The 23,165-nt window shown below is 66.1% G+C and carries 23 protein-coding genes; 5 read left to right on the top strand and 18 right to left on the bottom strand.

Annotated elements, in window-relative coordinates; all coding sequences use genetic code 11:
* Nucleotides 1-34: 34 nt before the first annotated feature.
* Entirely contained in the window at nucleotides 35-1,501 is a 1,467-nt protein-coding gene (locus tag RSE14_RS04180; RefSeq protein WP_324075984.1) for an FAD-binding oxidoreductase, read from the bottom strand.
* Between the two features lie 162 nt (nucleotides 1,502-1,663).
* Here RSE14_RS04180 and RSE14_RS04175 point away from each other — a divergent pair, with 162 nt between their 5' ends.
* The 4 genes from RSE14_RS04175 to RSE14_RS04160 all read left to right on the top strand — a co-directional run bounded on the left by RSE14_RS04175 (nucleotide 1,664) and on the right by RSE14_RS04160 (nucleotide 5,218).
* Nucleotides 1,664-2,215: a hypothetical protein gene (locus RSE14_RS04175; RefSeq protein ID WP_324075983.1), complete on the top strand. Its 552-nt coding sequence runs from the start codon at nucleotides 1,664-1,666 to the stop codon at nucleotides 2,213-2,215.
* Between the two features lie 148 nt (nucleotides 2,216-2,363).
* Nucleotides 2,364-3,779 (top strand): DEAD/DEAH box helicase, encoded by a 1,416-nt coding sequence (locus RSE14_RS04170; protein ID WP_324075982.1) that lies wholly within the window; start codon nucleotides 2,364-2,366, stop codon nucleotides 3,777-3,779.
* A 10-nt stretch (nucleotides 3,780-3,789) separates the two neighbouring features.
* Entirely contained in the window at nucleotides 3,790-4,335 is a 546-nt protein-coding gene (locus tag RSE14_RS04165) for a hypothetical protein (protein WP_324075981.1), read from the top strand.
* Nucleotides 4,336-4,393: 58 nt separating this feature from the next.
* The gene (locus tag RSE14_RS04160; protein ID WP_324075980.1) at nucleotides 4,394-5,218 is read left to right on the top strand and encodes a sterol desaturase family protein; all 825 of its coding nucleotides are present in this window, start codon (nucleotides 4,394-4,396) and stop codon (nucleotides 5,216-5,218) included.
* Between the two features lie 3 nt (nucleotides 5,219-5,221).
* On the opposite strand, the gene RSE14_RS04155 is transcribed toward RSE14_RS04160, so the two are convergent.
* From RSE14_RS04155 to RSE14_RS04135, 5 genes are all read right to left on the bottom strand, one after another.
* A complete protein-coding gene (locus tag RSE14_RS04155) occupies nucleotides 5,222-5,383 on the bottom strand; it encodes a hypothetical protein (RefSeq protein WP_324075979.1) in 162 nt (53 codons plus the stop codon).
* Between the two features lie 3 nt (nucleotides 5,384-5,386).
* Nucleotides 5,387-7,696: an ATP-dependent helicase gene (locus tag RSE14_RS04150; RefSeq protein WP_324075978.1), complete on the bottom strand. Its 2,310-nt coding sequence runs from the start codon at nucleotides 7,694-7,696 to the stop codon at nucleotides 5,387-5,389.
* A gap of 73 nt (nucleotides 7,697-7,769) precedes the next feature.
* Nucleotides 7,770-8,324, bottom strand: coding sequence for a 16S rRNA (guanine(966)-N(2))-methyltransferase RsmD (rsmD, locus tag RSE14_RS04145; protein ID WP_324075977.1), 555 nt, complete (start codon nucleotides 8,322-8,324; stop codon nucleotides 7,770-7,772).
* Nucleotides 8,321-9,112, bottom strand: a complete 792-nt coding sequence (locus tag RSE14_RS04140) for a pseudouridine synthase (RefSeq protein ID WP_324075976.1) — start codon at nucleotides 9,110-9,112, stop codon at nucleotides 8,321-8,323. The genes rsmD and RSE14_RS04140 overlap by 4 nt, the downstream gene beginning before the upstream one ends.
* 19 nt (nucleotides 9,113-9,131) lie before the next feature.
* Nucleotides 9,132-10,271, bottom strand: coding sequence for an aromatic ring-hydroxylating oxygenase subunit alpha (locus RSE14_RS04135; protein WP_324075975.1), 1,140 nt, complete (start codon nucleotides 10,269-10,271; stop codon nucleotides 9,132-9,134).
* Between the two features lie 107 nt (nucleotides 10,272-10,378).
* Here RSE14_RS04135 and RSE14_RS04130 point away from each other — a divergent pair, with 107 nt between their 5' ends.
* Nucleotides 10,379-12,091, top strand: a complete 1,713-nt coding sequence (locus tag RSE14_RS04130) for an AmpG family muropeptide MFS transporter (RefSeq protein ID WP_324075974.1) — start codon at nucleotides 10,379-10,381, stop codon at nucleotides 12,089-12,091.
* Here the strand turns inward: RSE14_RS04130 and RSE14_RS04125 are convergent.
* The 12 genes from RSE14_RS04125 to radC all read right to left on the bottom strand — a co-directional run bounded on the left by RSE14_RS04125 (nucleotide 12,088) and on the right by radC (nucleotide 23,124).
* Nucleotides 12,088-13,404: a bifunctional folylpolyglutamate synthase/dihydrofolate synthase gene (locus RSE14_RS04125; protein WP_324075973.1), complete on the bottom strand. Its 1,317-nt coding sequence runs from the start codon at nucleotides 13,402-13,404 to the stop codon at nucleotides 12,088-12,090. The genes RSE14_RS04130 and RSE14_RS04125 overlap by 4 nt on opposite strands.
* A gap of 7 nt (nucleotides 13,405-13,411) precedes the next feature.
* Nucleotides 13,412-14,263: an acetyl-CoA carboxylase, carboxyltransferase subunit beta gene (gene accD / locus RSE14_RS04120; RefSeq protein ID WP_324075972.1), complete on the bottom strand. Its 852-nt coding sequence runs from the start codon at nucleotides 14,261-14,263 to the stop codon at nucleotides 13,412-13,414.
* A 6-nt stretch (nucleotides 14,264-14,269) separates the two neighbouring features.
* Entirely contained in the window at nucleotides 14,270-15,055 is a 786-nt protein-coding gene (gene trpA / locus RSE14_RS04115; RefSeq protein WP_324075971.1) for a tryptophan synthase subunit alpha, read from the bottom strand.
* Nucleotides 15,056-15,230: 175 nt separating this feature from the next.
* Nucleotides 15,231-16,445, bottom strand: coding sequence for a tryptophan synthase subunit beta (gene trpB / locus RSE14_RS04110; RefSeq protein ID WP_324075970.1), 1,215 nt, complete (start codon nucleotides 16,443-16,445; stop codon nucleotides 15,231-15,233).
* Nucleotides 16,442-17,071: a phosphoribosylanthranilate isomerase gene (locus RSE14_RS04105; RefSeq protein ID WP_324075969.1), complete on the bottom strand. Its 630-nt coding sequence runs from the start codon at nucleotides 17,069-17,071 to the stop codon at nucleotides 16,442-16,444. Before RSE14_RS04105 ends, trpB begins: the two co-directional genes overlap by 4 nt.
* 9 nt (nucleotides 17,072-17,080) lie before the next feature.
* Nucleotides 17,081-17,593, bottom strand: a complete 513-nt coding sequence (locus RSE14_RS04100) for a GNAT family N-acetyltransferase (protein WP_324075968.1) — start codon at nucleotides 17,591-17,593, stop codon at nucleotides 17,081-17,083.
* Between the two features lie 5 nt (nucleotides 17,594-17,598).
* Nucleotides 17,599-17,961, bottom strand: a complete 363-nt coding sequence (locus RSE14_RS04095) for a bleomycin resistance protein (RefSeq protein WP_324075967.1) — start codon at nucleotides 17,959-17,961, stop codon at nucleotides 17,599-17,601.
* A 9-nt stretch (nucleotides 17,962-17,970) separates the two neighbouring features.
* The gene (gene pyrF / locus RSE14_RS04090; protein ID WP_324075966.1) at nucleotides 17,971-18,645 is read right to left on the bottom strand and encodes an orotidine-5'-phosphate decarboxylase; all 675 of its coding nucleotides are present in this window, start codon (nucleotides 18,643-18,645) and stop codon (nucleotides 17,971-17,973) included.
* A complete protein-coding gene (locus RSE14_RS04085; RefSeq protein WP_324075965.1) occupies nucleotides 18,642-19,019 on the bottom strand; it encodes a hypothetical protein in 378 nt (125 codons plus the stop codon). Before RSE14_RS04085 ends, pyrF begins: the two co-directional genes overlap by 4 nt.
* A 76-nt stretch (nucleotides 19,020-19,095) precedes the next feature.
* The gene (gene purB / locus RSE14_RS04080) at nucleotides 19,096-20,406 is read right to left on the bottom strand and encodes an adenylosuccinate lyase (RefSeq protein ID WP_324075964.1); all 1,311 of its coding nucleotides are present in this window, start codon (nucleotides 20,404-20,406) and stop codon (nucleotides 19,096-19,098) included.
* Nucleotides 20,407-20,458: 52 nt separating this feature from the next.
* A complete protein-coding gene (locus RSE14_RS04075; protein WP_324075963.1) occupies nucleotides 20,459-22,375 on the bottom strand; it encodes an acyltransferase family protein in 1,917 nt (638 codons plus the stop codon).
* Nucleotides 22,376-22,389: 14 nt separating this feature from the next.
* Nucleotides 22,390-23,124, bottom strand: coding sequence for a RadC family protein (radC, locus tag RSE14_RS04070; RefSeq protein WP_324075962.1), 735 nt, complete (start codon nucleotides 23,122-23,124; stop codon nucleotides 22,390-22,392).
* Nucleotides 23,125-23,165 lie beyond the last annotated feature (41 nt).

Genomic DNA, 23,165 nt, shown 5'->3' with positions numbered 1-23,165 from the left:
CCGCCGGACGCGGCGCCAATAGGCGTTTGCGCGCCTAGGTGCAAGCCGCAGGGGGCGTGATCACCAGCTTGCCGGGGTTAAGCAGGCCGAGCGGGTCGAGCGCCTGCTTGACGTTTCGCATCATGGCGAGCGCAACCGGGTCGTGCAGGCGGGCAAGTTCGGCGACTTTCAACTGCCCGATCCCGTGTTCGGCACTGATCGATCCGCCCCATTGCGTGACCAGATCATAGACGCGCGCGCTCACGGCCTTGCCCTCGGCCTCTTCCCATTCCCCGCGTATGGCACCGGTGGGCGCGAGAACGTGGAAATGGACATTGCCGTCGCCCAGATGCCCGAAGGCAACCGCCCGCGTCCCGGGGAAGGCCTGCTCCACAGCCGGGCTCGCAGCGAGGATGAATTCCGGCATCTTCTCGACCGGTACCGAGATATCGTGCTGCATCGCCGGCCCCAGCGCGCGCTCGGCGGCCGAGATGGAATCGCGAAGCTGCCAGAAATCCTCGGCCTGGCGATCATTGGCGGCGATCACCGCATCGGCCAGCAGACCGTCTTCCATCGCCGCAGCAAGGCTTGCCTCAAGCTTTTCGCGCAAGGTCTCGCTATCATCGCTCGCCGAGACACATTCGATCAGGGCGTTCCATGCATGGCGTTCGCTCAGTGGTGCGCGGGCGGCAGGCAGGTGGCCGAGCACGGAATTGAGGCAATGCGCGGGCACCACCTCGAAACCTTCGAGCGCCTCGCCTAGGTCGCGTTCCACCCGTCGCAGCAAGGTGCGCGCGTCGGTGATCGAAGCGAGCCCGGTCCACGCGGTCACCCTGCCGGTGGGCGCGGGAAGCAGCTTCAGGCAAGCCGCCGTGACGATGCCCAGCGTCCCTTCCGAGCCGATCAGCAGCTGCTTCAAGTCAAACCCGCGATTGTCCTTCTTGAGCGGGGTGAGCGCATCGAACACCGATCCGTCGGCCAACACTGCCTCCAGCCCCAGCACCTGCGCGCGCATCGTGCCGTGGCGCAGCACCTGGGTGCCGCCGGCATTGGTCGATACCAGCCCGCCGATGGTCGCTGATCCCTTGCCGCCGAGCGTCAGCGGGAAGCGAAGGCCCGCATCTCCGGCAAGATCGTGGAGGTGCTGGAGGATGACGCCCGCCTCGCATGTGATCTGTCCGGCAGCGGCATCCATCTGCCGCACCGCGTCCATCCGGCGCAGGCTGAGGATGATCGCGTTGCCGCTTGCATCCGGGGTCGCTCCGCCTGCCATGCCGCTATTGCCGCCCTGTGGAACGATTGGCACGCGGTGCCTTGCGCAAAGCTTCACCAGCGCGGAGACCTCGGCGGTCGAAGCCGGCGAGGCGAGTGCGAGCGCGCGTCCGGTGTAGCGGCCGCGCCAGTCGGTAAGCCAGGCGTCCATCCGATCGGGGTCGCGGGTCAGCCCGCGCTGGCCCAGCAGGCGCTCGGCTTCGTCCAGAAAAGCTGCAGAGGAGACGGGGGCGGGGGCAGTCGCAGTCATTGTTGCGGCCATGCCACAGTCTGCGGCAAATGTGCCAGTGGTTTTGCGCTGGCCTGCACGCCAGTTAAGCCGGGGTTCAATTGCGAACGTTAGGCGGGATGCTGCCTGAACCTCGTGTCCGCCGCAGCACACAACCATTTAACGGAGAAGTCCTTTCCAGCCATGAACAGCCTGTTTGCCCTTGCAGCGCCGCTTGCGCTGATGCTGCCCTTGGCAGCGGGCACGGGCCTGTCAGGCAGGCAGGAACCGTCCGCGCCGCAAGGCGATGCGGCCCAGCAATCGCACGCGCCGCAAACCAATCCGCTAGTGGCGTTCCATGCCCAGCAAAGCGCGCGGCAGGTGCGGATCGAACAGCGCGTGGTGGTGCGGATCTCGCCTGCCGTGCCTGCCGTGCGGCAGAACATGCTTGCCGATCTCCCCCAGCGCGCGACCTCGCGCTTCGAGGAGGCGGGCAAGGAAAAATGTGTTCCGCTAGAAGGGATTGCCGGCGTTCAGACGGGGAGCGGCAACCGGCTGGTGCTGTTCCTGCGTGATCGCCGGATGATCTCGGTCAACCTCGACAAGTCCTGCCGGGCCCGCGATTTCTATTCGGGCTTCTATGTCGAGCGCAGCAAGGACGGGCGGCTCTGCGTTGATCGCGACAAGCTGCAGTCGCGCACCGGCGCCAAGTGCGAGGTGGAATCGATGCGCCGTCTGGTCGAGGTTCGGGACTAGCGGCTGCCCGCGCCGGATACGCGCGTTTCCTTGACTTTTGCGCCCGTTTGCGGGAAAGGCGCGGCGGCCCGCTGCCGCGTATGATTGCAGCGAGAGCCAGCAATCCCGGCAGCCCGTCTGCCCGCCATTTTCGGACACCACACACCGCATGACTTTCGCCGATCTCGGCCTTTCGCCCGAATTGCTCAAAGCCGTGGAGGACGCGGGCTATACCACGCCGACCGCGATCCAGGCGCAGGCAATCCCGACCGTGCTGATGATGAAGGATCTCATCGGTATCGCCCAGACGGGTACGGGGAAGACGGCAAGCTTCGTCCTGCCGATGATCGATGTGATGGCCGCCGGCCGCCGCCGCGCCCTGATGCCGCGCTCGCTGATCCTCGAACCGACCCGCGAACTCGCCGCACAGGTGGCCGAGAATTTCGAGAAATACGGCAAGAATCACGATCTCAAGATGGCGCTGCTGATCGGCGGCGTGCAGATGGGTGACCAGCTGAAGGCCCTGTCTGACGGGGTTGACGTGCTGATCGCGACGCCGGGCCGGTTGATGGACCTGTTCGAGCGCGGCAAGATCATGTTGAACGGCTGCGAGCTGCTGGTGATCGACGAGGCCGACCGGATGCTCGACATGGGCTTCATTCCGGACATCGAGTTCATCTGCTCCAAGCTTCCCGAAACCCGCCAGACGATGCTGTTCTCGGCCACCATGCCTGCGCCGATCGAGAAGCTGGCCAAGAAGTTCCTCAACAACCCCAAGCGGATCGAAACCGCGCGCGCGGCGACGACCAATGCCGATATCACCGCCTTCAAGGTGCCGGTGAAGTCGCGCAGCAAGCGCGAGACGCTGCGCTGGTTCCTCGAAAACGATCTGGTCGAGAATGCGATCATCTTCGCGAACCGCAAGACGACGGTGCGCGAACTGAACCAGAGCCTTGGCCGTCACGGTTTCCGCTCGAGCGAGATTCACGGGGACATGGATCAGGCAAGCCGCATCAAGGAGCTCGAACGCTTCAAGGCGGGCGAGGTCAATATCCTCGTGGCCTCGGACGTTGCGGCGCGCGGGCTCGACATCAAGGGCGTTTCCCACGTCTTCAATTTTGACACGCCCTGGCACCCGGACGATTACGTCCACCGCATCGGCCGCACTGGCCGCGCGGGAGCCAAGGGGCGTGCCTTCACGTTCGTCTCGGAGGAAGATGCCGAGGCGATCGCTAATGTCGAGAAGCTGACCGGCAGCCCGATCAAGGTGTTCGGCAAGGAAGATGTGCGCGTCGATCTTTCCGAAGTGATCGCCAAGGCCGAAGCGGCCAAGGCAGCTGAGCAGCGCGAGGAACCGCGCGAGGAGCGCGCCGAGCGTAAGCCGCGCCGCGCCCGCGAGGAGCGTGAGCCGCGCGAGGAGCCTGCCGAAAGGCCGCAGCGCGAACGCGCCGAGCGCCGCCCCGAGCGTGCCGGCGGCGATGATCGCAAGGCCCGTCCCCGCCGCTATCACGAGGACGACGCTCCCGTTCCGGCAGGCGAATGGAACGGCCCGCGCCCGTCCTTCCTCGATATCGGCTTCGGCTGAGCGCGGCGCGATGCAGGAGTTCGATTACGCGGTTACGCTATTCGGTCTGCTGCTGGGATTGGCCCTGACCGAGGCGCTCGCCGGCCTTGCCCGGGCGCTGAAGGCGCGCCAGCATGTGCGGATCGGCTGGTCGACCGCCTTGCTCGGAATCCTTGTGGCCTGCGATGTCGTTACCTTTTGGGTGTTCGGCTGGGCGCTGCGAACCGAGATCGTGCCGACCTGGCCTATGATGTTTGCCGGGTTTCTGGTGACTGCCGTCTACTATGTCTCTGCCTCGCTGATCTTCCCCGAGACGGCGGATCAGGATCACGAAGCCCATTTCGCTGCCAATTACCGGCTGGTGCTGGCCGGCATGCTGGTTTGCAACACGGCGCTGTTTATCTGGACAGTGAGCATAGTCGGCGCCGAGAACCTGTTCAGCCTGCGCCAGTTCGTCATTAGCTGGTCGCTCTATCCCGCGATCGGGTTGGCGATCTTCGCGAAGGACCGGCGCATCGTGCTCGGCTGCATCTGCTGGCTGATCAGCCTCTATCCGCTTTCTCTGGTGTGGCTCTGACCCCGTTCCGGTGAAGGGTTAACGCTTTCTTGGCGACTGGGGCGTTAGCACCGCGCCCATGTTCGAGACTTTCTTCGAGACCGTCCGCTCGACCATCTTCGAGCTGGTGCCGACCGCGGCATTCTTCATCGTGCTCGCAATCATCATCAAGCGTGACAAGGTACTGCTCGGCTTGAAGGCTGCGCGGCGCGAGATCGGCACCAATCTCGGCCTTCTGTTGTTCAATACGCTGGTGGCGATCCCGCTTGTGGCGCTGCCCGTGGCGATGGTGCGCGATACGATCTACCACTTTGCCGTGCTGGCCGCGTTCTGGGAAAGCCTGCCCAAGGGCGCGACGCTGGTGGCGGCAATCGTCATCATCGATTTCACCGCCTATTGGCGGCACCGGCTGGAGCACAGCCCCGAGCTGTGGCGCATCCATGCGACCCACCATGCCGACGAGGCGATGAACTGGCTGACGCTCCATCGCAAGCACCCCTTCGGCGAGGTGCTGAGCCTGTTTGTCGATCTCGCGCTGGTGATTCTTCTGGGCCTGCCGGCCTGGGCTATCGTCGGTGCCGTGATGATCCGCTCCTCGTGGGGCTATCTGATCCACGCCGATGTTCCCTGGACCCTTGGCCCGCTCGGCAAGGTGCTGATCTCGCCCGCTGCGCACCGCCTGCATCACATCCGTGACGAGCAGTTGATGGGCGCCAATTTCGGCAACACCATCACGCTGTGGGACAAGCTGTTCGGCACCTATGTCGATCCCGCGCCCTATGTCGATTGCGAGACCGGCATTGCCGAAGGCACCCGCGATGTCGCAGGTGAATTGTGGCGGCCGTTCGAGGCGCGCTATAGGCGGCGGAGCAATCCCGATCTGGCGGCAGAACCGGCCGAGTAAGCCTCAGCCGGTGATCATTCCGGCGACCATCACGCCGGCCAGCACCACGATTCCCAGCCAGAACCCGGCCCACAGCGACCACAGCACCCACCAGCTCCAGTGCTGACCGAAGGGCGGCTTCAGCCCCGGAATGCTGAAGAACCCGAGAAAATCGGGCAGGCCCATCGCCTAACCGACCACTTTCACGAAGCTGTCGAGCACCCGCTTCTCGCCCGCGTCCTCGAACAGGATGGTGAGCTTGTTGCCCTCCTGATCGATCACGCAGCCGGTGCCGAACTTGTCGTGGGAGACCATCGCGCCGATCGCAATGTCGCTGCGCGCCGGTGCGGCAAAGCTGGCCGCAGACCGCGTGCTTTCGCGCACCCGCGCAGGCTTGGTCTCGTAGCCAGAGGTCAGCGCGCGCTGCCAGCCTGGGCCGCGTTGCTGCGCGTTGGCCGGATGATCGCGCGCAACATGGGCGAAGGGGTCTTCCTGCTCGCTCCAGTTCGCGCGCCACAGCGATGCACCGCCAGTGAGGGTGGTTTCCTGATCGATATGCTCGCCCGGCAACTCCTCGATGAAGCGGCTGGGAATCGAGCTTACCCACTGGCCGTAGATGCGGCGGTTGGCGGCGTGGAGGATGGTGCAGGTGCGCCGCGCGCGGGTGATCGCGACATAGGCGAGGCGGCGCTCCTCTTCGAGGCTTGCCAGCCCGCCTTCGTCGATCGCGCGCTGCGAGGGGAACACGCCTTCTTCCCAGCCGACGCAGAAGACATTGTCGAATTCGAGACCCTTGGCGGCGTGGATCGTCATGATCGTCACCGTCTCGCCCGCGTCCGAACGGTCATTGTCCATGACGAGGCTGACATGCTCCAGAAACTCGCCGAGGGTGGCGTATTCCTCCATCGCGCGGGCGAGTTCGGAGAGGTTTTCGGCGCGGCCTGCACTCTCTGGCGTGCGATCAGCAGCGAGCATGGCGTTGTAACTCGATTCCTCCAGCACCAGCCGCAGCAGATCGGACGGCGAGAGCACCTCGGCCTGTTCGCGCCAGTACAGGAACTGGCGCATCAGCCCGCCGATGGTGATCGCGGTGCGCTTGGGCAATTCGTCGCTGTCGGCCAGTTGCAGCGCGGCCGCCGCCAGCGGCAGGCCGGTGCGGCGGGCGTGGCTGTGCATCTGCTCCAGCGCCTTGGCACCGAGCCCGCGCTTGGGGACATTGTGGATGCGTTCAAACGCCAGATCATCCTGAGGCTGGGCGATCAGGCGCAGGTAGGCCAGCGCATCGCGGATCTCGGCCCGCTCGTAGAAGCGAAAGCCGCCGATGATGCGGTAATTGATGCCGATCTGGATGAAGCGGTCTTCGAATTCACGGGTCTGGTATTGCGCGCGCACAAGAATTGCGATCCGGTCGAGCGGGGCGCCTTCGCGTTCGAGCCGTTCGATCACCTCGCCCACCCGGCGCGCTTCCTCGGGCGCGTCCCACACCCCGATGACCTTGACCTTGTCGCCGCCATTGACCTCGGTCCACAAGGTTTTGTCGTGGCGCTGCGAATTGGCGCGGATCAGGCCCGAGGCCGCGCCGAGAATATGCGGGGTGGAGCGGTAGTTCTGTTCGAGCCGGATGACTTCCGCGCCGGGGAAATCCTTCTCGAAGCGCAGGATGTTGGCGACTTCCGCCCCGCGCCAGGAATAGATCGACTGGTCGTCATCACCGACAACGCAGATGTTCTTGTGCTCCTGTGCGAGCAGCCGCAGCCACAGATACTGGACTGCGTTGGTGTCCTGATATTCGTCCACCATGATGTAGCGGAAGCGACGCTGGTAATCAGACAGGATGTCGTGATGGCCGCGCAGGATGTTCAGCATGTGCAGCATCAGATCGCCGAAATCGCAGGCATTGAGCTGCTTGAGCCGTTCCTGATAGCGCCCGTAGAGCGCCGCGCCGCGGCCATTGGCATAGGCCTCGTTTTCCACCGCATCGAGATCGGCGGGGTTGAGGCCGCGGTTCTTCCAGCGATCGATCAGGCCGGCGAGCTGGCGGGCAGGCCAGCGCTTCTCGTCAAGCTCGGCTTCGGCAATCAGCTGCTTGAGCAAGCGGATCTGATCATCGGTGTCGATGATGGTGTAATTGTGTTGCAGGCCCACCAGCTCGGCATGGCGGCGCAGCATCTTGGCGCAGATCGAGTGGAAGGTGCCGAGCCACGGCAGGCCTTCAGCCCCCGGCCCGAGGTGGTGGGCGACACGCTCACGCATTTCCTTGGCGGCCTTGTTGGTGAAGGTGACGCACAGGATCTGCGAGGGGTAGGCGCGGCGGGTCGCCACCAGATGGGCAAGGCGCGCGGTGAGCGCGGCGGTCTTGCCCGTGCCTGCGCCCGCGAGCATCAGCACCGGGCCTTCGGTCGCCAGCACGGCTGCGCGCTGGGGCGGGTTCAGCCGTGCGGCATAGGCAGGCACAGCATCGGGCGCCGCAGCGGCGGGGGAGGGCAGGTGAGTGCTCATGATCTCATGCGAACAGGTAGGGAACAATCCGGGCGCGGGCAAGCATTCCCGGACGGCTTATCGACCGCGTAGCTTAGGCCCCGGACACGTCGAGCCGCAGCAGGCTGAGTTTGGCCTTCCCGACCTTGCGCGTCGTATCAAGCGCAAGGCCCTTGATCTCAGGATCCTCGTTGAACGCAGTCTCGAGGCTGATCCAGGTCTGCGGCCCGATCCAGCCCAATCGCAGCAGCCGGTCGAGCGCGACCTCGCCCGCGCCCGAATGATAGGGCGGATCGGCGAAGATCAGATCGAGCGGCTGGGGCATAGCGCGCAATTGCGTAGCCGAACCTGCCTCGACACGGGCCTGATCGCGCACGCCAAGCGCGGTGATATTGGCGCGGATCGCATCGAGCGCTGCGCGGTCCTGTTCGACGAAGAGGCAGGTTGCCGCCCCGCGCGAAAGCGCCTCGAGCCCGAGCGCGCCCGAGCCTGCAAACAGATCGGCGACCTGCAATCCTTCGAAATCGCCGAGGCGGCTTGTCAGCATCGAGAACAGCGTCTCGCGGGTGCGGTCGGCGGTCGGGCGGGTGGCATCGCCCTTGGGCGCGACAAGCTTGCGACCGCGCCACTGGCCGGCGATGATTCTCACTTGGCCGCGCCCTTGGCGCCGCCCCGGGCGAGGTCGGCGAGGAAGCGGTCGACCGGCTTGCCGGTCAGCTCCACCGCTTGGCCGCGGGGCAAATCGCCGAGGTGGAACGGACCGTAACCCACACGGATCAGGCGGTTCACCTGAAGGCCGAGATGTTCGAGCACGCGCCGCACTTCGCGGTTCTTGCCCTCGGTGATGGTCATCTCGATCCACAGGTTGCGGCCCGAGGAGCGCTCGAGATTGGCGTCGATCGAGCCGTAGCGCACGCCGTCGATCTCGACGCCTTCGATCAGGTCTTCGAGCTGCTCCTGGCTGACTGCGCCAAAGGCACGGGCGCGGTACGTGCGCGGCACGCCCGAGGCTGGCAGTTCAAGGCGGCGCTTCACTTCGCCGTCATTGGTCAAAAGCAGCAGGCCTTCGGTGTTGAGATCGAGCCGCCCGACCGGCATCACCCGGCCCGCGCCCTTGGGCAGGGCGTTGCGCAAGGCGGTGTAGATCGTCGGGCGACCGGCCGGATCGCGCTCGGCCGTGATGAGGCCGGTCGGCTTGTGGAAGGCGAACAGGCAGGTCGGCTCGGCAGCGGTCACGGGCTTGCCGTCCACTGTCACGCCCCTGAGGCCGGGAAGGATCGTCGCCGGGGTTTCGAGCACCTTGCCGTCGAGCGCGACGCGCCCGTCGGCGATCATCCGCTCGACCTCGCGGCGGCTGGCGATCCCTGCACGGGCGAGCAGCTTGGCAATGCGTTCGCCCTCGGGGCGATTTTCGGAGCGGGGGGGATGGGTGGGCATGGGGGCGGCGACTAGGCGCTCAGGGGGCCGCCCGCAAGGCTTCGCTGACGATCTGGTCGAACCGCGCGATCCCGCCTTCGAGCGTGCCGAGGGTAATGTGATCCACCGCGCCCGATGAAAGCCCCTGTTGGCCGAGTTCGGCGGCGCGGAAATCCTCGCTCGCAAAGACCCCGCCATCCAGCAGATTCCAGCTCTTTTCCCAGTGCGCCAGCGCCTTTTCGGTGGCCGGTGCCTCGGGGATGAGCATGAAATCCTCGACCAGCGTGAGGTCTGCGGACTGCGGCATCAGCACCATCACGTTCACGTAATCGGGGCTGGGGACAATGATGGTTGCGGGGAGCAGTTGGTAGGCGAAGGTCACCACGCGGCGCAGGGCCGCCATGTCGGTGAGATCGACGCGCTCCATCTCCTCCAGCCGGCCGACAGCGGAGCGCTGGTGTGGGCCGATCTGGTCGCCTGCGGTGATCCCGTCCTTGAAGAAGGGGCCGATTGTGGCCGCGTGGAGGCGCGTGACATGGTAGCTTTCGAGAAAGGCATCCATGATGAGCTTCCAGTTGCCCTTCACCGTGTGAAGCTTGCGCCGGAACAGGTGCGCCTTGCCGACTGCAAAGGCATCGAGATCCTCGCCCAGCCGCGCGGCATCGGTAAAGTCCGCGCCCGCGTCAGGGGCGAACCAGATCAGTCCGCCCGCTTCAAGGCTAGGCAGTTCGACCAGCCCGAAATCCGCCTTGTCGAGCCCCGGGAAGGTCTCGGGCCGGGGCAGGGCCATGAGGCCGCCGTCGAGCCTGTAGGTCCAGGCGTGATAGGGGCAGACAAGCCGCTTGGCGCATTGCACCTCGCTGCCTTCTACCAGCCGCGTCCCGCGGTGGCGGCAGACGTTGAGGAATACGTGCGCGCGGCCGTCATTGTCGCGAGTGATGAGCAGCGGCCGGCCGGTGGCATCATGCGGCACCGCCATGCCGGGCTCGGGCAGCAGAGCGGACGGCGCGATCACCTGCGGCAAGCGATCGAACAGCGCGGCCTTCTCGCGCGCGAAGTGATCGGGGCAGGTGTAATTGCTGGCAGGAACGGTCTGGATCCCGCCCGCCTGTCGCCCTACCCCGCCGCGGATCGCCTCGGCCAGCGCCAATTGGCCCGGCGTGGGGCGCAATGTGGGCATATCTGTTGCTGCGGCGTTCATCGCTCTTTTCTCATCCTCGTCTCCCAGCCTAGTGTGCCACGAAACCGGGCCGGCGCAAACCGCTGCCCGAACAGATGGGATCTGCCATGGCCGAAGCCGCTCTTGAAACCCCCTCGCGCCTGTCGCGCTGGCTGATGCTGGCAGCCTCACTGCGCCATCCCAAGACCGGCTATGTCCTGCTGTTCGGCTTTGCCAGCGGGCTGCCTTATGCGCTGCTGCTCGGCACGCTCTATGCGTGGCTGACCGACGCCAAGGTCGATGTCGAGACGATGGGCGTGTTTTCGCTGGTTGGCCTGGCTTACGCCTTCAAGTTCCTGTGGTCGCCCGCGCTCGATCGGGTCGACCTTCCGGGGCTGCGGCGGCTGGGCAAGCGCAAGCAGTGGATCGTCACCGCGCAATTGCTGCTCGGTGCCATTCTGGTGACCTTGTCCGTATTCGATCCTCTGTCCGCGCTTGGCGTGTTTTCGCTGCTGGCCGGGATCGGCGCCTTCGCGAGCGCGACGCAGGACGTGGTGATCGATGCCTGGCGGGTCGATGTGGCGGACGAGGTGGCGACCATCGACATCCTCTCGACCGTGCACCAGATGGGCTATCGCATCGCGGCACTGGTGGGCGGCGCGCTGGCGCTGTTCATGGCCGAGCGGATGGGCTGGCCCACAGTCTTTGCCAGCATGGGCGGAATTCTGCTGTTCGTCGGTTTCCTCGGCCTGTTCGCGCCCGATGCGGAACGCTCGGCCGCCGCGCTGGAGAGCGAGCGCGCCAATCTGGGTACGCTGCGCAGCGCCGGCCAGATCGTGCCCCGGGTGCGCGGCTTTGCGCTCGCAGCGGTCGCGCTGCTATGGGGCTGGGCGCTGGTGGTGGTGCTCGATTTCATGATCCGCTCATTGACCGCAACGCCTGAAGCACGCCCGGATTCGACCGAGTTCGTGAGCCAGATGGGCCCGCTGATCGTGATCGCGACGGTGGTGATCCCGGGGCTGATCGCGGGCTGGCTCGAAGCGATGCGCAAGCAGGGCCGCCATGTGCTGGCCACCGCTGCGCCAGCGAACGGCCCGCTCGATACCGCGCTCGATCATGGCTATCGCGCGCTGATCCTGCCGCTGGCAGAGATCATCGGACGATTGAAATGGGCGGCGGTGCTGGTGATCGCGCTGGTGCTGTCCTACCGCATCACCGATGCGATCTGGGGCAGCTTTGCCTACCCGTTCTATCTGGGCGAACTGCAATACACCAAGGACGAGGTGGCGATTGCATCCAAGTTCTTCGGTGTCGGCGCGCTGATCGTCGGGTTGGCGCTGGGCGGCACCCTGCTCAGCGTCATCGGCCGCATGACCACGCTTACGCTGGGCGCGGTGATCGCGGCGCTCACCAACCTGCTTTACGCCGATCTCGCGCTGGGCGGCGCGCGGATGCAAGCCGCGAGCGACCTCACGGGCTTCACCTGGCTGGCTGGCCAGTTCGGCGCGGATGATCGCATGGCGCGGCTGATGCTGACGATTGGCGCTGAGAACATCGCGGTCGGCATCGCGGGCGCGGCCTTTGTCGCCTACCTCTCCAGCGTGGTCGCCAAGGGCTACAGCGCGGTGCAATATGCGCTCCTCTCCTCGCTGACGATGCTGGTGGGGACGCTGGGCCGCCCTGCCTTGGGCCAGATGATCGAGGAGCGCGGCTATTACGACGTGTTCCTGCTGACGACCGGGATCGGCGGCTTTGCCGTGGTGCTGTGCGTGATCGAATGGGGACGGCAGGCGCGTTCGGGGCGGGCGGAAAATGCCCCGCCGCCTGAGCCGGAGCTCTAGTCCGGGATTTCGTCGTTCAGCCGCAGCACTTCGCCTGCGAGGTAGAGTGAACCGGCGATCAGCACCGGCAACCCATCGTCCGAAAGCATCGCCATCGCGCTCGGCACATCGAGAGCTGGGCGGGCATTGGGGCCAAAGGTAGAGGCCGGATGCCAGTCGTGCCCCGGCACCGGGACAGCGGTAATACTGGCGAGCGATGGTCCGAGCGGGCCAATCAGCGAGGCCGGATCCTTCCCCTCGATCATGCCGATCACAAGGTGGAGGCGCTGCCCTTCGAAGTGCGCGCCGATCATCGCGCCTGCCTGCGGGTTGTGCCCGCCGTCGAGCCAGACCTCGCGTGCGCCTGTCAGCGGACCCGCATTGAGGCGCTGCATCCGCGCGGGCCAGCGGGCGCCGGCTATGCCAGCCTTCATCGCGGCCTCGCTCACCTGCACCTTGTCCTGAAAGCGCAACATGGCGACCGCGAGACCCGCGTTCTGGATCTGGTGATGGCCGGGAAGCCCGATCGGGGGCGTATGGAAATAGCAGGCCTGGCCCTCGCCATAGATCAGCCGCCCGTTACCCCCGCCGGTCTTGGCGGCCCATGCGCCATAAAGGCCTGCCGGGTATATCGGCGCGCCGACCTTGGCCGCGACCTTCTCGATTGCCGTCCGGGATTCGGGCAGGTGCCAGGTGCCGAGCGTCACCAGCGGAACGCCACGCTTGGCGATCCCTGCCTTCTCGAAAGCGATCCGCGCCATCGGTTCGGTCGGCACGCCCTCCTCGGGCGCGAGCAGGAAGCGTTCGTGATCGAGGCCGAGCGCCGCGATCCCGCAGGCAGCCAGCACATCGGGCTCCAGCACATTGGTCGCGTCAAACCGCCCGCCCATGCCGACTTCGACCACGCAGACGTCGGCTGGCACCCGCGAAAAGGCGAGGAAGGCCGCGGCGATGGTGACTTCGAAGAAGCTGGGACCGAGGTCTTCGCCTGCATCCAGCACTTCAGCCAGCACATCGGCCAGCATCCCGTCGGAGATCAACTCGCCCGCCAGCCGGATGCGCTCGTTGTAGCGCACCAGATGAGGGCTGGTGGTGACGTGGACCTTGTAACCCTGCGCCTCCAGCATCGCGCGCAGGAAGGCGCAGGTCGATCCCTTGCCATTGGTCCCGGCGACATGGAACACCGGCGGCAACTTGCGATGCGGATTGCCGAGCCGCTCCATAAGCGCGCGGATCGTCTCCAGACCTAGCCGGCCTTGGGGAAGGCTCAGTGCGCCAAGGCGATCAAGCTGTGCCTGAACGCGCGGGTCGTCCGAGCGACCAAAGTCGCGCATGGGTGCGTTACGCCGCCTTCACCGGCTGGAGATAGTCGAGCACCTGCGCCAGCGTCTCCTTCAGATCGCGGCGGTGCACCACCATGTCGACCATGCCGTGCTTGTGGAGATATTCAGCGCGCTGGAAGCCCTCGGGCAGCTGCTCGCGGATCGTGTCCTGGATCACGCGCTGGCCGGCAAAACCGATGAGCGCGCCGGGCTCGGCAATGTGGATGTCGCCGAGCATGGCATAGCTCGCGGTGACCCCGCCGGTGGTCGGATCGGTCAGCACCACGATATAGGGCAGGCCTGCGGTCTTGAGGCGGCGCGTCATCACCGTGGCGCGCGGCATCTGCATGAGGCTGAGGATCCCCTCCTGCATTCGCGCACCGCCCGCCGCCGTCACCACGATATAGGCGCAGCGGCGATCCAGCGCCTTTTGCGCGCCCTCGCAGAAGGCCTGACCCACGGCCATCCCCATCGAGCCGCCCATGAAGCTGAAGTCCTGCACGCCGACCACCGCCGGCCGCGTGGCAATGGTGCCCGACCCGGTAACGAAGGCTTCCTCATGCGGATTGGCAGCACGGGCGGCCTTCAGGCGGTCAGTATATTTCTTGGTATCCTTGAAGCCCAGCGGGTCTTCGGTGACCTTGGGCAGGGGGAGAATTTCGTAGCCCGGATCAAGCAGCAGATCGAGCCGCGCATCCGCGCCGATCCGCCCGTGATGCTCGCATTTCGGGCAGACCGACTGGTTCGCTTCGTAATCGGCCACGAACAGCATTTCCTGGCACGACGGGCACTTGATCCACAGATCCTTCTCGGTGGTCTTCTTCTCCTGAGAGAAGCCAAGCGAATTGCGGACGCGGGTGAACCAGTTCATGTTGCGTTAGTCCTGTCGGGCGGTGTGGACCGCGTGGGCGAGAGCAGACGTCAGCTCCCTTAGCTTGGCCGGGGCCGCTGCGCCATACTCGCCGCAGATTTCGACGAGAGCTGAGCCGACCACCACGCCATCCGCCACCTTGGCGATCGCGGCGGCCTGTTCGGGCGTGCGCACGCCAAAGCCGACCGCGACGGGAATGGTGGCCGATTCCTTGATGCGCGAAACATTCTCTTCGATGCTTGCGATCTGCGCCTGCTGCTTGCCGGTGATCCCGGCGACCGAGACGTAGTAGAGGAAGCCCTCCGAGCCCTCGAGCACCTGCGGCAGGCGTGCGGCGTCGGTGGTGGGGGTGGCAAGGCGGATCGGGGCAATGCCCTTGGCCCGCAGCGCCGGGCCGAGCGCGTCGTCCTCCTCGGGCGGAATGTCCACGCAGATCACGCCGTCCACGCCAGCAGCAGCCGCCGCGTCAGCAAACCATTCAGGCCCGCGCCGCACCATCGGGTTGGCATAGCCCATCAGCACCAGCGGAACATCGGGGTGGCGGGCGCGGAATTCGGCGGCGTAGCGCAGCACATCGGCTGTGGTCGTGCCCGCACCCAGCGAGCGTAGATTGGCGCTCTGGATCGCGGGGCCATCGGCCATCGGATCGGTGAAGGGCATGCCCAGCTCGATCACATCCGCGCCGGCTTCCACCAGCGCATCGAGATTGGCCGCGGTGTCGCCATCGCCTGCTGTGATGAAGCAGACGAGCGCGGGGCGAGGGGCGGCGAAGGTGGTGGAGAGGCGGGTCATTTGAGTCGGCTCCGAAACGCCGGGGCGAGAATAGCTATTGCGATGATGACTGGCAGTCCGACAGCGAGCGCGGCTTCAGAACGAAACCATGGAATGACACCGCCGATGAGCCAGAATATCCCCAAGAGCCCAATGGTTACAGCGAGTGCGATCAGCGTGACGACCTGACGACCGTTCAAAGCTCAACCCCCAGACGCTCCGCGACGGTAAAGATGTCCTTGTCGCCGCGGCCGCACAGGTTCGCGAGGATGATCGCGTCCTTGGGCATCGTCGGCGCGACCTTCTTCACCGCTGCGATGGCGTGGGCAGGCTCCAGCGCGGGGATGATGCCCTCGGTGCGGCAGAGCAGTTGGAAGGCATCTAGCGCTTCTTCATCGGTGACGGCGGTGTAATCGACGCGGCCGCTTTCCTTGAGCCACGCGTGCTCGGGGCCGATGCCGGGGTAGTCGAGGCCCGCGCTGATCGAGTGGCCTTCGGTGATCTGGCCGTCTTCGTCCTGCAACAGATAGGTGCGGTTGCCGTGGAGCACGCCGGGCGAGCCGCCGAGCAGGCTCGCGGCGTGTTCGTCGCCGTCGAGGCCGTGGCCAGCGGCTTCCACTCCGAGCATCTTCACGCTGGGATCGTCGAGGAAGGGATGGAACAGCCCCAGCGCGTTCGACCCGCCGCCAATCGCCGCGACCAGCAGGTCGGGCAGGCGGCCCGTCCGGGCGAGCATCTGGGCGCGGGCTTCCTTGCCGATCACGCTCTGGAAGTTGCGCACCATCTCCGGATAGGGGTGCGGGCCGGCCGCGGTGCCGATGATGTAGAAGGTGTCGTGGACATTCGCGACCCAGTCACGCAGGCCCTCGTTCATCGCGTCCTTCAGCGTCGCGCCGCCGCTGGTGACGGGGACCACCTCTGCGCCGAGCAGCTTCATGCGGAACACGTTGGGCGACTGCCGCTTCACGTCCTCGGCGCCCATGTAGATCACGCAAGGCAGGCCGAAGCGCGCGCAGACCGTCGCGGTCGCCACGCCGTGCTGGCCCGCGCCGGTCTCGGCGATGATGCGGGTCTTGCCCATGCGGATCGCCAGCAGGATCTGGCCGATGCAATTGTTGATCTTGTGCGCGCCGGTGTGATTGAGTTCGTCGCGCTTGAACCACACCTGCGCGCCGCCGAGTTCTTCCGTCAGGCGCGGCGCGAAATAGAGCGGGCTCGGGCGGCCGACGTAATGCTCCAGCAGATCGTCGAATTCCGCCTGAAACGCCGGATCTGCCTGCGCCTTGCGGTATTCGCGCTCGAGATCGAGCACCAGCGGCATCAGCGTTTCGGCGACGTAGCGCCCGCCGAACTGGCCGAAATGGCCGCGATCGTCGGGAAGGTTGCGGAAGGAGTTGAGAGGTGTGTTCATAGGTGTGCCGCTTTGCAGAAGGCCGTGATCTTGTCCACGTCCTTGATTCCCGCAGAACGCTCGACCCCCGAGGATGTATCCACGAGCGGCGCATTGGTGAGCCGGATGGCTTCCCCGACATTGGCAGGGGTGAGCCCGCCCGCAAGCCCCCAGGCCACCGGCGCCTGCCAGTGGGCGATGAGGCTCCAGTCGAAGGCCGCGCCATTGCCGCCCGGCAAGCCCGAGGCTGGCGCATCGAGCAGCAGGCGGTCTGCCGCGCCGCGAAAGGCAGCGGCCTGATCGAGGTCAGACGGGTCTTTGACGCCGAGCGCGCGCCATGCCTCGATCCCGGTTTCGGTGCGGAAGCGGGCGAGCATTTCGGGGGTCTCGGCCCCGTGAAACTGGACGACATCGGGCGCTATGGAGCGTACCGCCTCGGCCAGCAGGGCGGGCGAGGGGTTGACCAGAAGCAGCACCGCCTTGACGTGCTCCGGAACCATGGCGCGCATTCGGGCGGCTTCGGGAAGGGTCAGATGGCGCGGGCTCTTAGCGAAATGGACAAGGCCGACATGGCTCGCCCCTGCCTGCACCGCTGCGGCGAGGGTGTCGGGGGTCTTGAGCCCGCAGATCTTTACGAGGGTCGACATGACCCGTCCCTAGGCGGCCCTGAGCGGCTTTTCCAGCACCACGAAATTGACCGGCGGATCGCGCAGCACGGGGAAGGGGCGGCGCTCGCCGGTGAAGCCATAGCCGCGCCGCTCGTACCACGCGATCAAGCTTGCACGGCTGTCGATCACGGTCATCTCCATCGCGGTGAGACCAAGGGCGCGCGCGTGATCTTCCGCCGCATCGAGCAGCCGCCGGCCGAGGCCTCCCGATTGCAGGGTCGGCAGCACGCAGAGCATCCCGAGATAGCCTAGCGCCTCATCCTTGCGGGTGACCGCGACGCAGCCGATCAGCGCCTCGCCGTCCCGCGCGGTGAGGATCGTCACCGAGGGATCGGCCAGCAGCGCCTCGACCTCGCCCGAGGCGACGCGTTCGTCATCGAGAATATCCGCCTCGTGGTTCCACCCCTGACGCGCCGAATCGCCGCGATAGGCGGCCTCGAGCAGGGTCTTCAATGCGGGGGCATCCGCTGCCGACGCGGGGGTGATCGTGATTTCTGGCATGGGGTTCAGTCGTTCTGGATGAGGCGGATGAGCGTGCCGTCCGGGTCGATCAGGTAGGCGATGGTAAGTCCGCTCGGATCGGGAGCGGCGGGGTGATAGCGTGGGATGCCGGCCCGCGCATCGGGCACGCCGCTGGCTTCGACCTGCGCCATGATTGCACCGAGATCATCGAGCCTGAGGCAGCACGAAAAAGACGACTGGTAGGGATCGAGATCGGGGTAGGGGAAGAACTCAAGCGTCGCGTTCCCGCGCGAGAGGATCATCCATCCTTCCGAGCGGTAGTCTTCCTCGAAGCCCAGCCGGGCATAAAACGCCGCCGTCTCTTCAAAGTCGCGTGCGGGGAGGTTGGGAGTGGCGTGGTCGGGCACGGAGCGCCTTTAAAGCGTCGCCTCGATCGCCCGTGCCGCCGCCGCTGGATCCTCGGCGCGGCTGATCGGGCGGCCGATGACGAGGACACTCGCGCCATTGTCGCGTGCCTGACGGGGGGTGACCACGCGCTTCTGGTCGCCCGTGCCGTTCCCGGCGGGGCGCAGGCCTGGGACGACGAAGAAGCCGTCCTTCCACGCCTTCTTGACCGCGCCGACTTCCTGCCCCGAGCACACGATCCCGTCGAGCCCGGCTGCATGGGCCAGTTCAGCGAGACGCATCACCTGCGTCTCGGCGCTGCCATAGACACCCGTGGCGGTGAGATCGTTCGCGTCCATGCTGGTGAGCATGGTCACTGCGACAACCTTGCAGCTCTCTGCGGCGGCGGCCTTGGCGTCCTCCATCATCGCGCGGCCCCCGCTCGCATGAACCGTGACGATCGCGGGCTGATAGACATGGATCGCCTGCATCGCCGAGGCGACGGTGTTGGGGATGTCGTGGAACTTGAGATCGAGGAAGATCGGCAGGCCCAGATGCGCAATCTCGTGCACTCCGTGCGCGCCATGGGCGCAGAAGAATTCAAGGCCGAGCTTCACCCCGCCGATATGCGACTTGACCTTGCTCACCAGCGCCTTGGCCGGTTCCAGCTGCGGCACATCTAGCGCGAGATAGACCGGGTTGCTCAACTGTCGCCTCCATCAATGCCGCCACTATCGGGGGCGAGCGGATCATCGCTGCCGCCGTCAGAATCTGCCGCGAGAGCCGGTGCCGGTTCCGCCTGGACGGTCTTTTCGGCCTCGTGCTGGCGCACCGCGGCGCTGTGCTTCAGTGAATTCTCGAGCGTGCGCACCCGCCGGCTCAACGCCCACTTCACGCTCAGGTGATAGGCATAGAGCGGCACGAAGCCGAGCGCGAAGGCCAGCAGCACCAGCACCGGCACCTTGGTTTCAAGCACAAGGTTCTGCCACAGGGTCAGCTCGACCGCCTGCCAGTTGTAGATCGCGAAGATCAGAAAGGCGGCGGCTGCCAGAACCCAGATGATGGTGCGAAGGATCTTCACGAGGCGCGCCCCTCCCGTTGGCCGGCTGGTAGCCCAAGCCTAGGGGATTTGGCGCATGAGTCCAGCATCGCCCGGCTCAGCCGAACACCCGCGCGAAGATCGTGTCGACGTGCTTGAAGTGGTAGCCGAGATCGAACAGCTGATCGAGCTGCTCTGCTGAAAGCCGCGCGGTTACATCCGCGTCGGCCTTGAGCAGATCGAGCAGCGAGAGCGCCCCGTCCGCTTCCCACACCTTCATCGCATTGCGCTGGACGAGACGGTAGGAATCGTCGCGGGTCAGACCCGCCTGAGTGAGCGCCAGCAGCACCCGCTGCGAGTGGATCAGCCCGCCCATGCGGTTGAGGTTCTTCTCCATCCGCTCAGGGTAGACCAGCAGCTTCTCGACCACGCCGGTGAGCCGCGCCAGCGCGAAATCGAGCGTGATGGTCGCATCGGGCCCGATATAGCGCTCGACCGAGGAGTGCGAGATGTCGCGCTCGTGCCACAGGGCGACATTTTCCATCGCCGGGGTCACGGCAGCGCGGACCATGCGCGCAAGGCCGGTGAGGTTCTCGGTGAGGATCGGATTGCGCTTGTGCGGCATCGCGCTCGATCCCTTCTGGCCGGGGGAGAAGTATTCCTCGGCTTCCAGAACTTCGGTGCGCTGCAGGTGGCGGACTTCGATGGCGAGCCGCTCGATGCTGCTGGCGATCACGCCAAGCGTTGCAAAGAACATCGCGTGGCGATCCCGCGGGATGACCTGCGTTGAGACCGGCTCGATGGCGAGGCCGAGCTGGTCCGCGACATATTCCTCAACCTGCGGATCGACATTGGCAAAGGTGCCGACCGCGCCGGAGATCGCGCAGGTCGCGATTTCGGCACGCGCCGCGACGAGCCGCGTGCGGCATCGGTCGAATTCGGCATAGGCCTGCGCGAGCTTTAGGCCAAACGTCACCGGTTCGGCATGGATGCCGTGGCTGCGGCCGATGGTGGGGGTGAACTTGTGCTCTTCTGCGCGGGTGCGGATCGCGGCCAGCAGCGCATCGAGATCGGCCAGCAGAATGTCACTGGCACGGGCCAGTTGCACCGAAAGCGTGGTGTCGAGCACGTCCGAGGAGGTCATGCCCTGATGCATGAAGCGCGCTTCTTCGCCCACTTGCTGCGCGACCCAGTCGAGGAAAGCGATCACATCATGCTTGGTCACCGCCTCGATCGCGTCGATGGCGGCAACGTCGATCACGGGGTTGGTCGCCCACCAGTCCCACAGCGCCTTGGCGGCCGACTGCGGCACCACGCCGAGATCGGCGAGTTTCTGCGTCGCATGCGCCTCGATCTCGAACCAGATGCGATACTTCGCCTCCGGCTCCCACAGGGCGGTCATGGCGGGGCGGGCGTAGCGGGGAACCATCGGAAACTCCGGTTGGGCAGGTGTGTGGCCGCGCGGTAGGCAAGCGCACCGCTCAAGGCAAGGGGGCGGGCGATGAAGGGGGCGGGGGTAACGCGGGCATTGTCCTGACGACGCGGGTGGCAGCGGCAAGGGTCATGTGGCTGCCGTCCCAGTAATTGAGCGTGCCATCCTGCAGCAGCAGGCAGCGGCCTGCGCGGCATAGCGGGCCTTGCGCATCGACATAGGTGATCTGTGGATGGCGCGCGGCAAACGCTGCGAGCGCAGCGCTGATGGCGCGGCCCTCGGCCTTTTGGGCGGGGTAGTCGGACGGACAATCAACATTGGCATAGGCGCGGCAGCGGCCCCAGCCTTGCTGCATCAGCGGGCCGGCAGCCCATGCGGTGGGCGAATTACCCATGATCACCACCTGCGTTTCGCGTGGCAGGCGAGCGATGGTGCGCTCCATCGCAGCGATCAGGAGCGGAGCGGCACGCTTGCCCGATTCGCCTAGCGCCGCGCCGCTGGCGCTGTCGAACAGCAGGCGATCCCAGCGCTGCGCCCAGATCACCACGGGGGCCTCGCGCTCGGTCGCCAGCTCTACCAGCGCATCGGACATGGCGATGCAGGTATCGCCCTCGGCGCTGTCCGGCTGCCAGTTGGACAGGCCATCGGCGGCAAGGCAGCCGGTTTCGGTGAGCAACGCGCCTGGGCCGAAGCGGGCATTGATGGCCGCGAAATACTGGCCCGCATGACTATCGCCGTAGAGAACATAGGGCAGGGGACCGGTCTTGGGGACGACGATCGGTGTCCACACGCCATCGGGCGTCAAACCGCCGAGCGCCTGCGCCTCCGCCCAGGAACGGGGGAGGAGCATCCGCTTGTAGCCCGCTGCGCCAATACCTGCCGCCAGCACCAGCGCCGCCCCGCAGGCCAGCATCAGCGCAGCCCTGCCCGCCAGCACGCGCCGTTTGCGTACCGGCTGTTCGATCCAGCGCCACGAAGCCGCGCCGAGCAGCACCGCAAGCGCGATCAGTGCGAGCTTGGCGAGCGCGGGCAGTCCTCCGAACCAGAGATAATCGCCGAAGAACAGGAGCGGCTGGTGCCACAGATAGGTGCCGAAGGAGACAAGCCCGAGACCTTTCAGCCAGCGCCAGCGCAGCATTCGTGCTGCCAGCGCATCATCGCTGGCAAAGCGGATGACCAGCGCCGCGCCAAGGGTGGGCAGCAGGAACAATGCGCCCGGCGCCGGGGTCTGCGGCCCGATCAGTGCAAAGCCTGCCGCAATCATCGCGAGGCCTGACCATGCGAGCGCACCCGAGGGTCGCCGCGGCGCAGGCAGCAGCGCGGCAATCGCGCCAAGCCCCAACTCCCACATCCTCGGCGGCAGGAGGTAGAAGGCACCCAGCGGCCAGCGTCCCGCCAGCCACAGGGCGAGCGCGAGGCTTGCGAGCGTAATGATGCAGGCAAATGGCAGCAGCGCCCTTGTTCGCCAGCGGGAAGCGAGCATCAGCGCGAGCGGGAACAAGAGGTAGAACTGCTCCTCCACCCCCAGTGTCCAGGTGTGCAGCAAGGCACCGCTGCCATCTGCCGAGCCGAAATAATCGACCCCGCGCGCAAACAGCAGGTTCGATCCGAACACGGCGGAAGCAGTGAGCGCCTTGGCGAATTCGTAGAAGTCCGTTGGCGTGAGAATGGCCCATCCGGCAAGGCTCACGCCCGCCAGCATTGCCGCCAGCGCAGGCACGATCCGCCGCACCCGCCGCTCGTAGAACCGGCTCAGGCGGAAGCGCCCCGCCGCAAGTTCGCCCGCGATGATGCCGGTGATCAGATAGCCGCTGATGACGAAAAACAGATCGACCCCGACAAAGCCGCCGGGCAAGACTTGCGGAAAGGCGTGGTGGATGACGACGGCGGCAATCGCGACGGCGCGCAGCCCGTCGATCTCGCCGCGATAGGCGAGCCCGCCCGCTGCCGCGTGCGCTGCTGGCACGGTTTGGTTCACAGTCAGATCAGGCCCTGTGCCCTGAGGCTGGTGTGGCCTTCGCGCCCGATGATCACGTGATCATGCACCGCCACGCCCAGCAGCCGTCCGGCTTCGGCGATGCGCTGGGTGATCTGGATGTCGGCGCGGCTCGGCTCGGGGCTGCCCGAGGGGTGATTGTGGACGAGGATCATCGCGGATGCGCCCACATCCATTGCCCGGCGGATCACTTCGCGCGGGTGGATGGCGGCCTCGTCAATCGAGCCGTCGTTCAGGTGATGGTCCTCGATCAGGCGGTTTTTTGTGTCGAGATAGAGGATCCGCACCCGCTCGACAGTCAAGTGTGCCATGTCGGTGGTGAGGTAGTCGATCAACGCCTGCCAACTGGAAAGAACCGGCTTCTTGATGATCTCGCCGCGGGTCATGCGCCGGGTCGCAGTGGCGACGGCCTTCAAGGCGGCAGCGCTGGTCTCGCCCACGCCCTTGATCCGTTGCAGGGCCTTGGGATCGGCATTGAGCACGCCCGCGAGGCTGCCGAACTGTGCGATCAGCGCCTTGGCGATCGGCTTGGTGTCGCCCTGCTTGATTGCGGCGAAGAGCAGATATTCGAGCACTTCGTAATCCGCCAGAGCTTCGGCCCCGCCAGTCAGCAGCCGCTCGCGTAGGCGTGCGCGGTGGCCTTCACCCGCAGACTTGCCGCCGGAAGCGCCGGGCTTTGGCTCCTCACCAAAATCGAATGCATCTTCACCTTCCGGCAATGCGACCCCCGGCAGGAAAACCCCTCGCGCCCACATTGCCT

This window comes from Erythrobacter sp. (assembly GCF_035194505.1).
Lineage (GTDB): Bacteria > Pseudomonadota > Alphaproteobacteria > Sphingomonadales > Sphingomonadaceae > Erythrobacter.
The sequence above is the reverse complement of the archived record's forward strand: the minus strand, read 5'-3'. Positions and strand labels throughout refer to the sequence as shown.

Bases quoted from the DNA above. Each gene is read 5' to 3' on its own strand.
- RSE14_RS04180 (WP_324075984.1), bottom strand. From the start codon at position 1,501: ATGACTGCGACTGCCCCCGCCCCCGTCTCCTCTGCAGCTTTTCTGGAC.
- RSE14_RS04175 (WP_324075983.1), top strand. From the start codon at position 1,664: ATGAACAGCCTGTTTGCCCTTGCAGCGCCGCTTGCGCTGATGCTGCCC.
- RSE14_RS04170 (WP_324075982.1), top strand. From the start codon at position 2,364: ATGACTTTCGCCGATCTCGGCCTTTCGCCCGAATTGCTCAAAGCCGTG.
- RSE14_RS04165 (WP_324075981.1), top strand. From the start codon at position 3,790: ATGCAGGAGTTCGATTACGCGGTTACGCTATTCGGTCTGCTGCTGGGA.
- RSE14_RS04160 (WP_324075980.1), top strand. From the start codon at position 4,394: ATGTTCGAGACTTTCTTCGAGACCGTCCGCTCGACCATCTTCGAGCTG.
- RSE14_RS04155 (WP_324075979.1), bottom strand. From the start codon at position 5,383: ATGGGCCTGCCCGATTTTCTCGGGTTCTTCAGCATTCCGGGGCTGAAG.
- RSE14_RS04150 (WP_324075978.1), bottom strand. From the start codon at position 7,696: ATGAGCACTCACCTGCCCTCCCCCGCCGCTGCGGCGCCCGATGCTGTG.
- RSE14_RS04140 (WP_324075976.1), bottom strand. From the start codon at position 9,112: ATGCCCACCCATCCCCCCCGCTCCGAAAATCGCCCCGAGGGCGAACGC.
- RSE14_RS04135 (WP_324075975.1), bottom strand. From the start codon at position 10,271: ATGCCCACATTGCGCCCCACGCCGGGCCAATTGGCGCTGGCCGAGGCG.
- RSE14_RS04130 (WP_324075974.1), top strand. From the start codon at position 10,379: ATGGCCGAAGCCGCTCTTGAAACCCCCTCGCGCCTGTCGCGCTGGCTG.
- RSE14_RS04125 (WP_324075973.1), bottom strand. From the start codon at position 13,404: ATGCGCGACTTTGGTCGCTCGGACGACCCGCGCGTTCAGGCACAGCTT.
- accD (WP_324075972.1), bottom strand. From the start codon at position 14,263: ATGAACTGGTTCACCCGCGTCCGCAATTCGCTTGGCTTCTCTCAGGAG.
- trpA (WP_324075971.1), bottom strand. From the start codon at position 15,055: ATGACCCGCCTCTCCACCACCTTCGCCGCCCCTCGCCCCGCGCTCGTC.
- trpB (WP_324075970.1), bottom strand. From the start codon at position 16,445: ATGAACACACCTCTCAACTCCTTCCGCAACCTTCCCGACGATCGCGGC.
- RSE14_RS04105 (WP_324075969.1), bottom strand. From the start codon at position 17,071: ATGTCGACCCTCGTAAAGATCTGCGGGCTCAAGACCCCCGACACCCTC.
- RSE14_RS04100 (WP_324075968.1), bottom strand. From the start codon at position 17,593: ATGCCAGAAATCACGATCACCCCCGCGTCGGCAGCGGATGCCCCCGCA.
- purB (WP_324075964.1), bottom strand. From the start codon at position 20,406: ATGGTTCCCCGCTACGCCCGCCCCGCCATGACCGCCCTGTGGGAGCCG.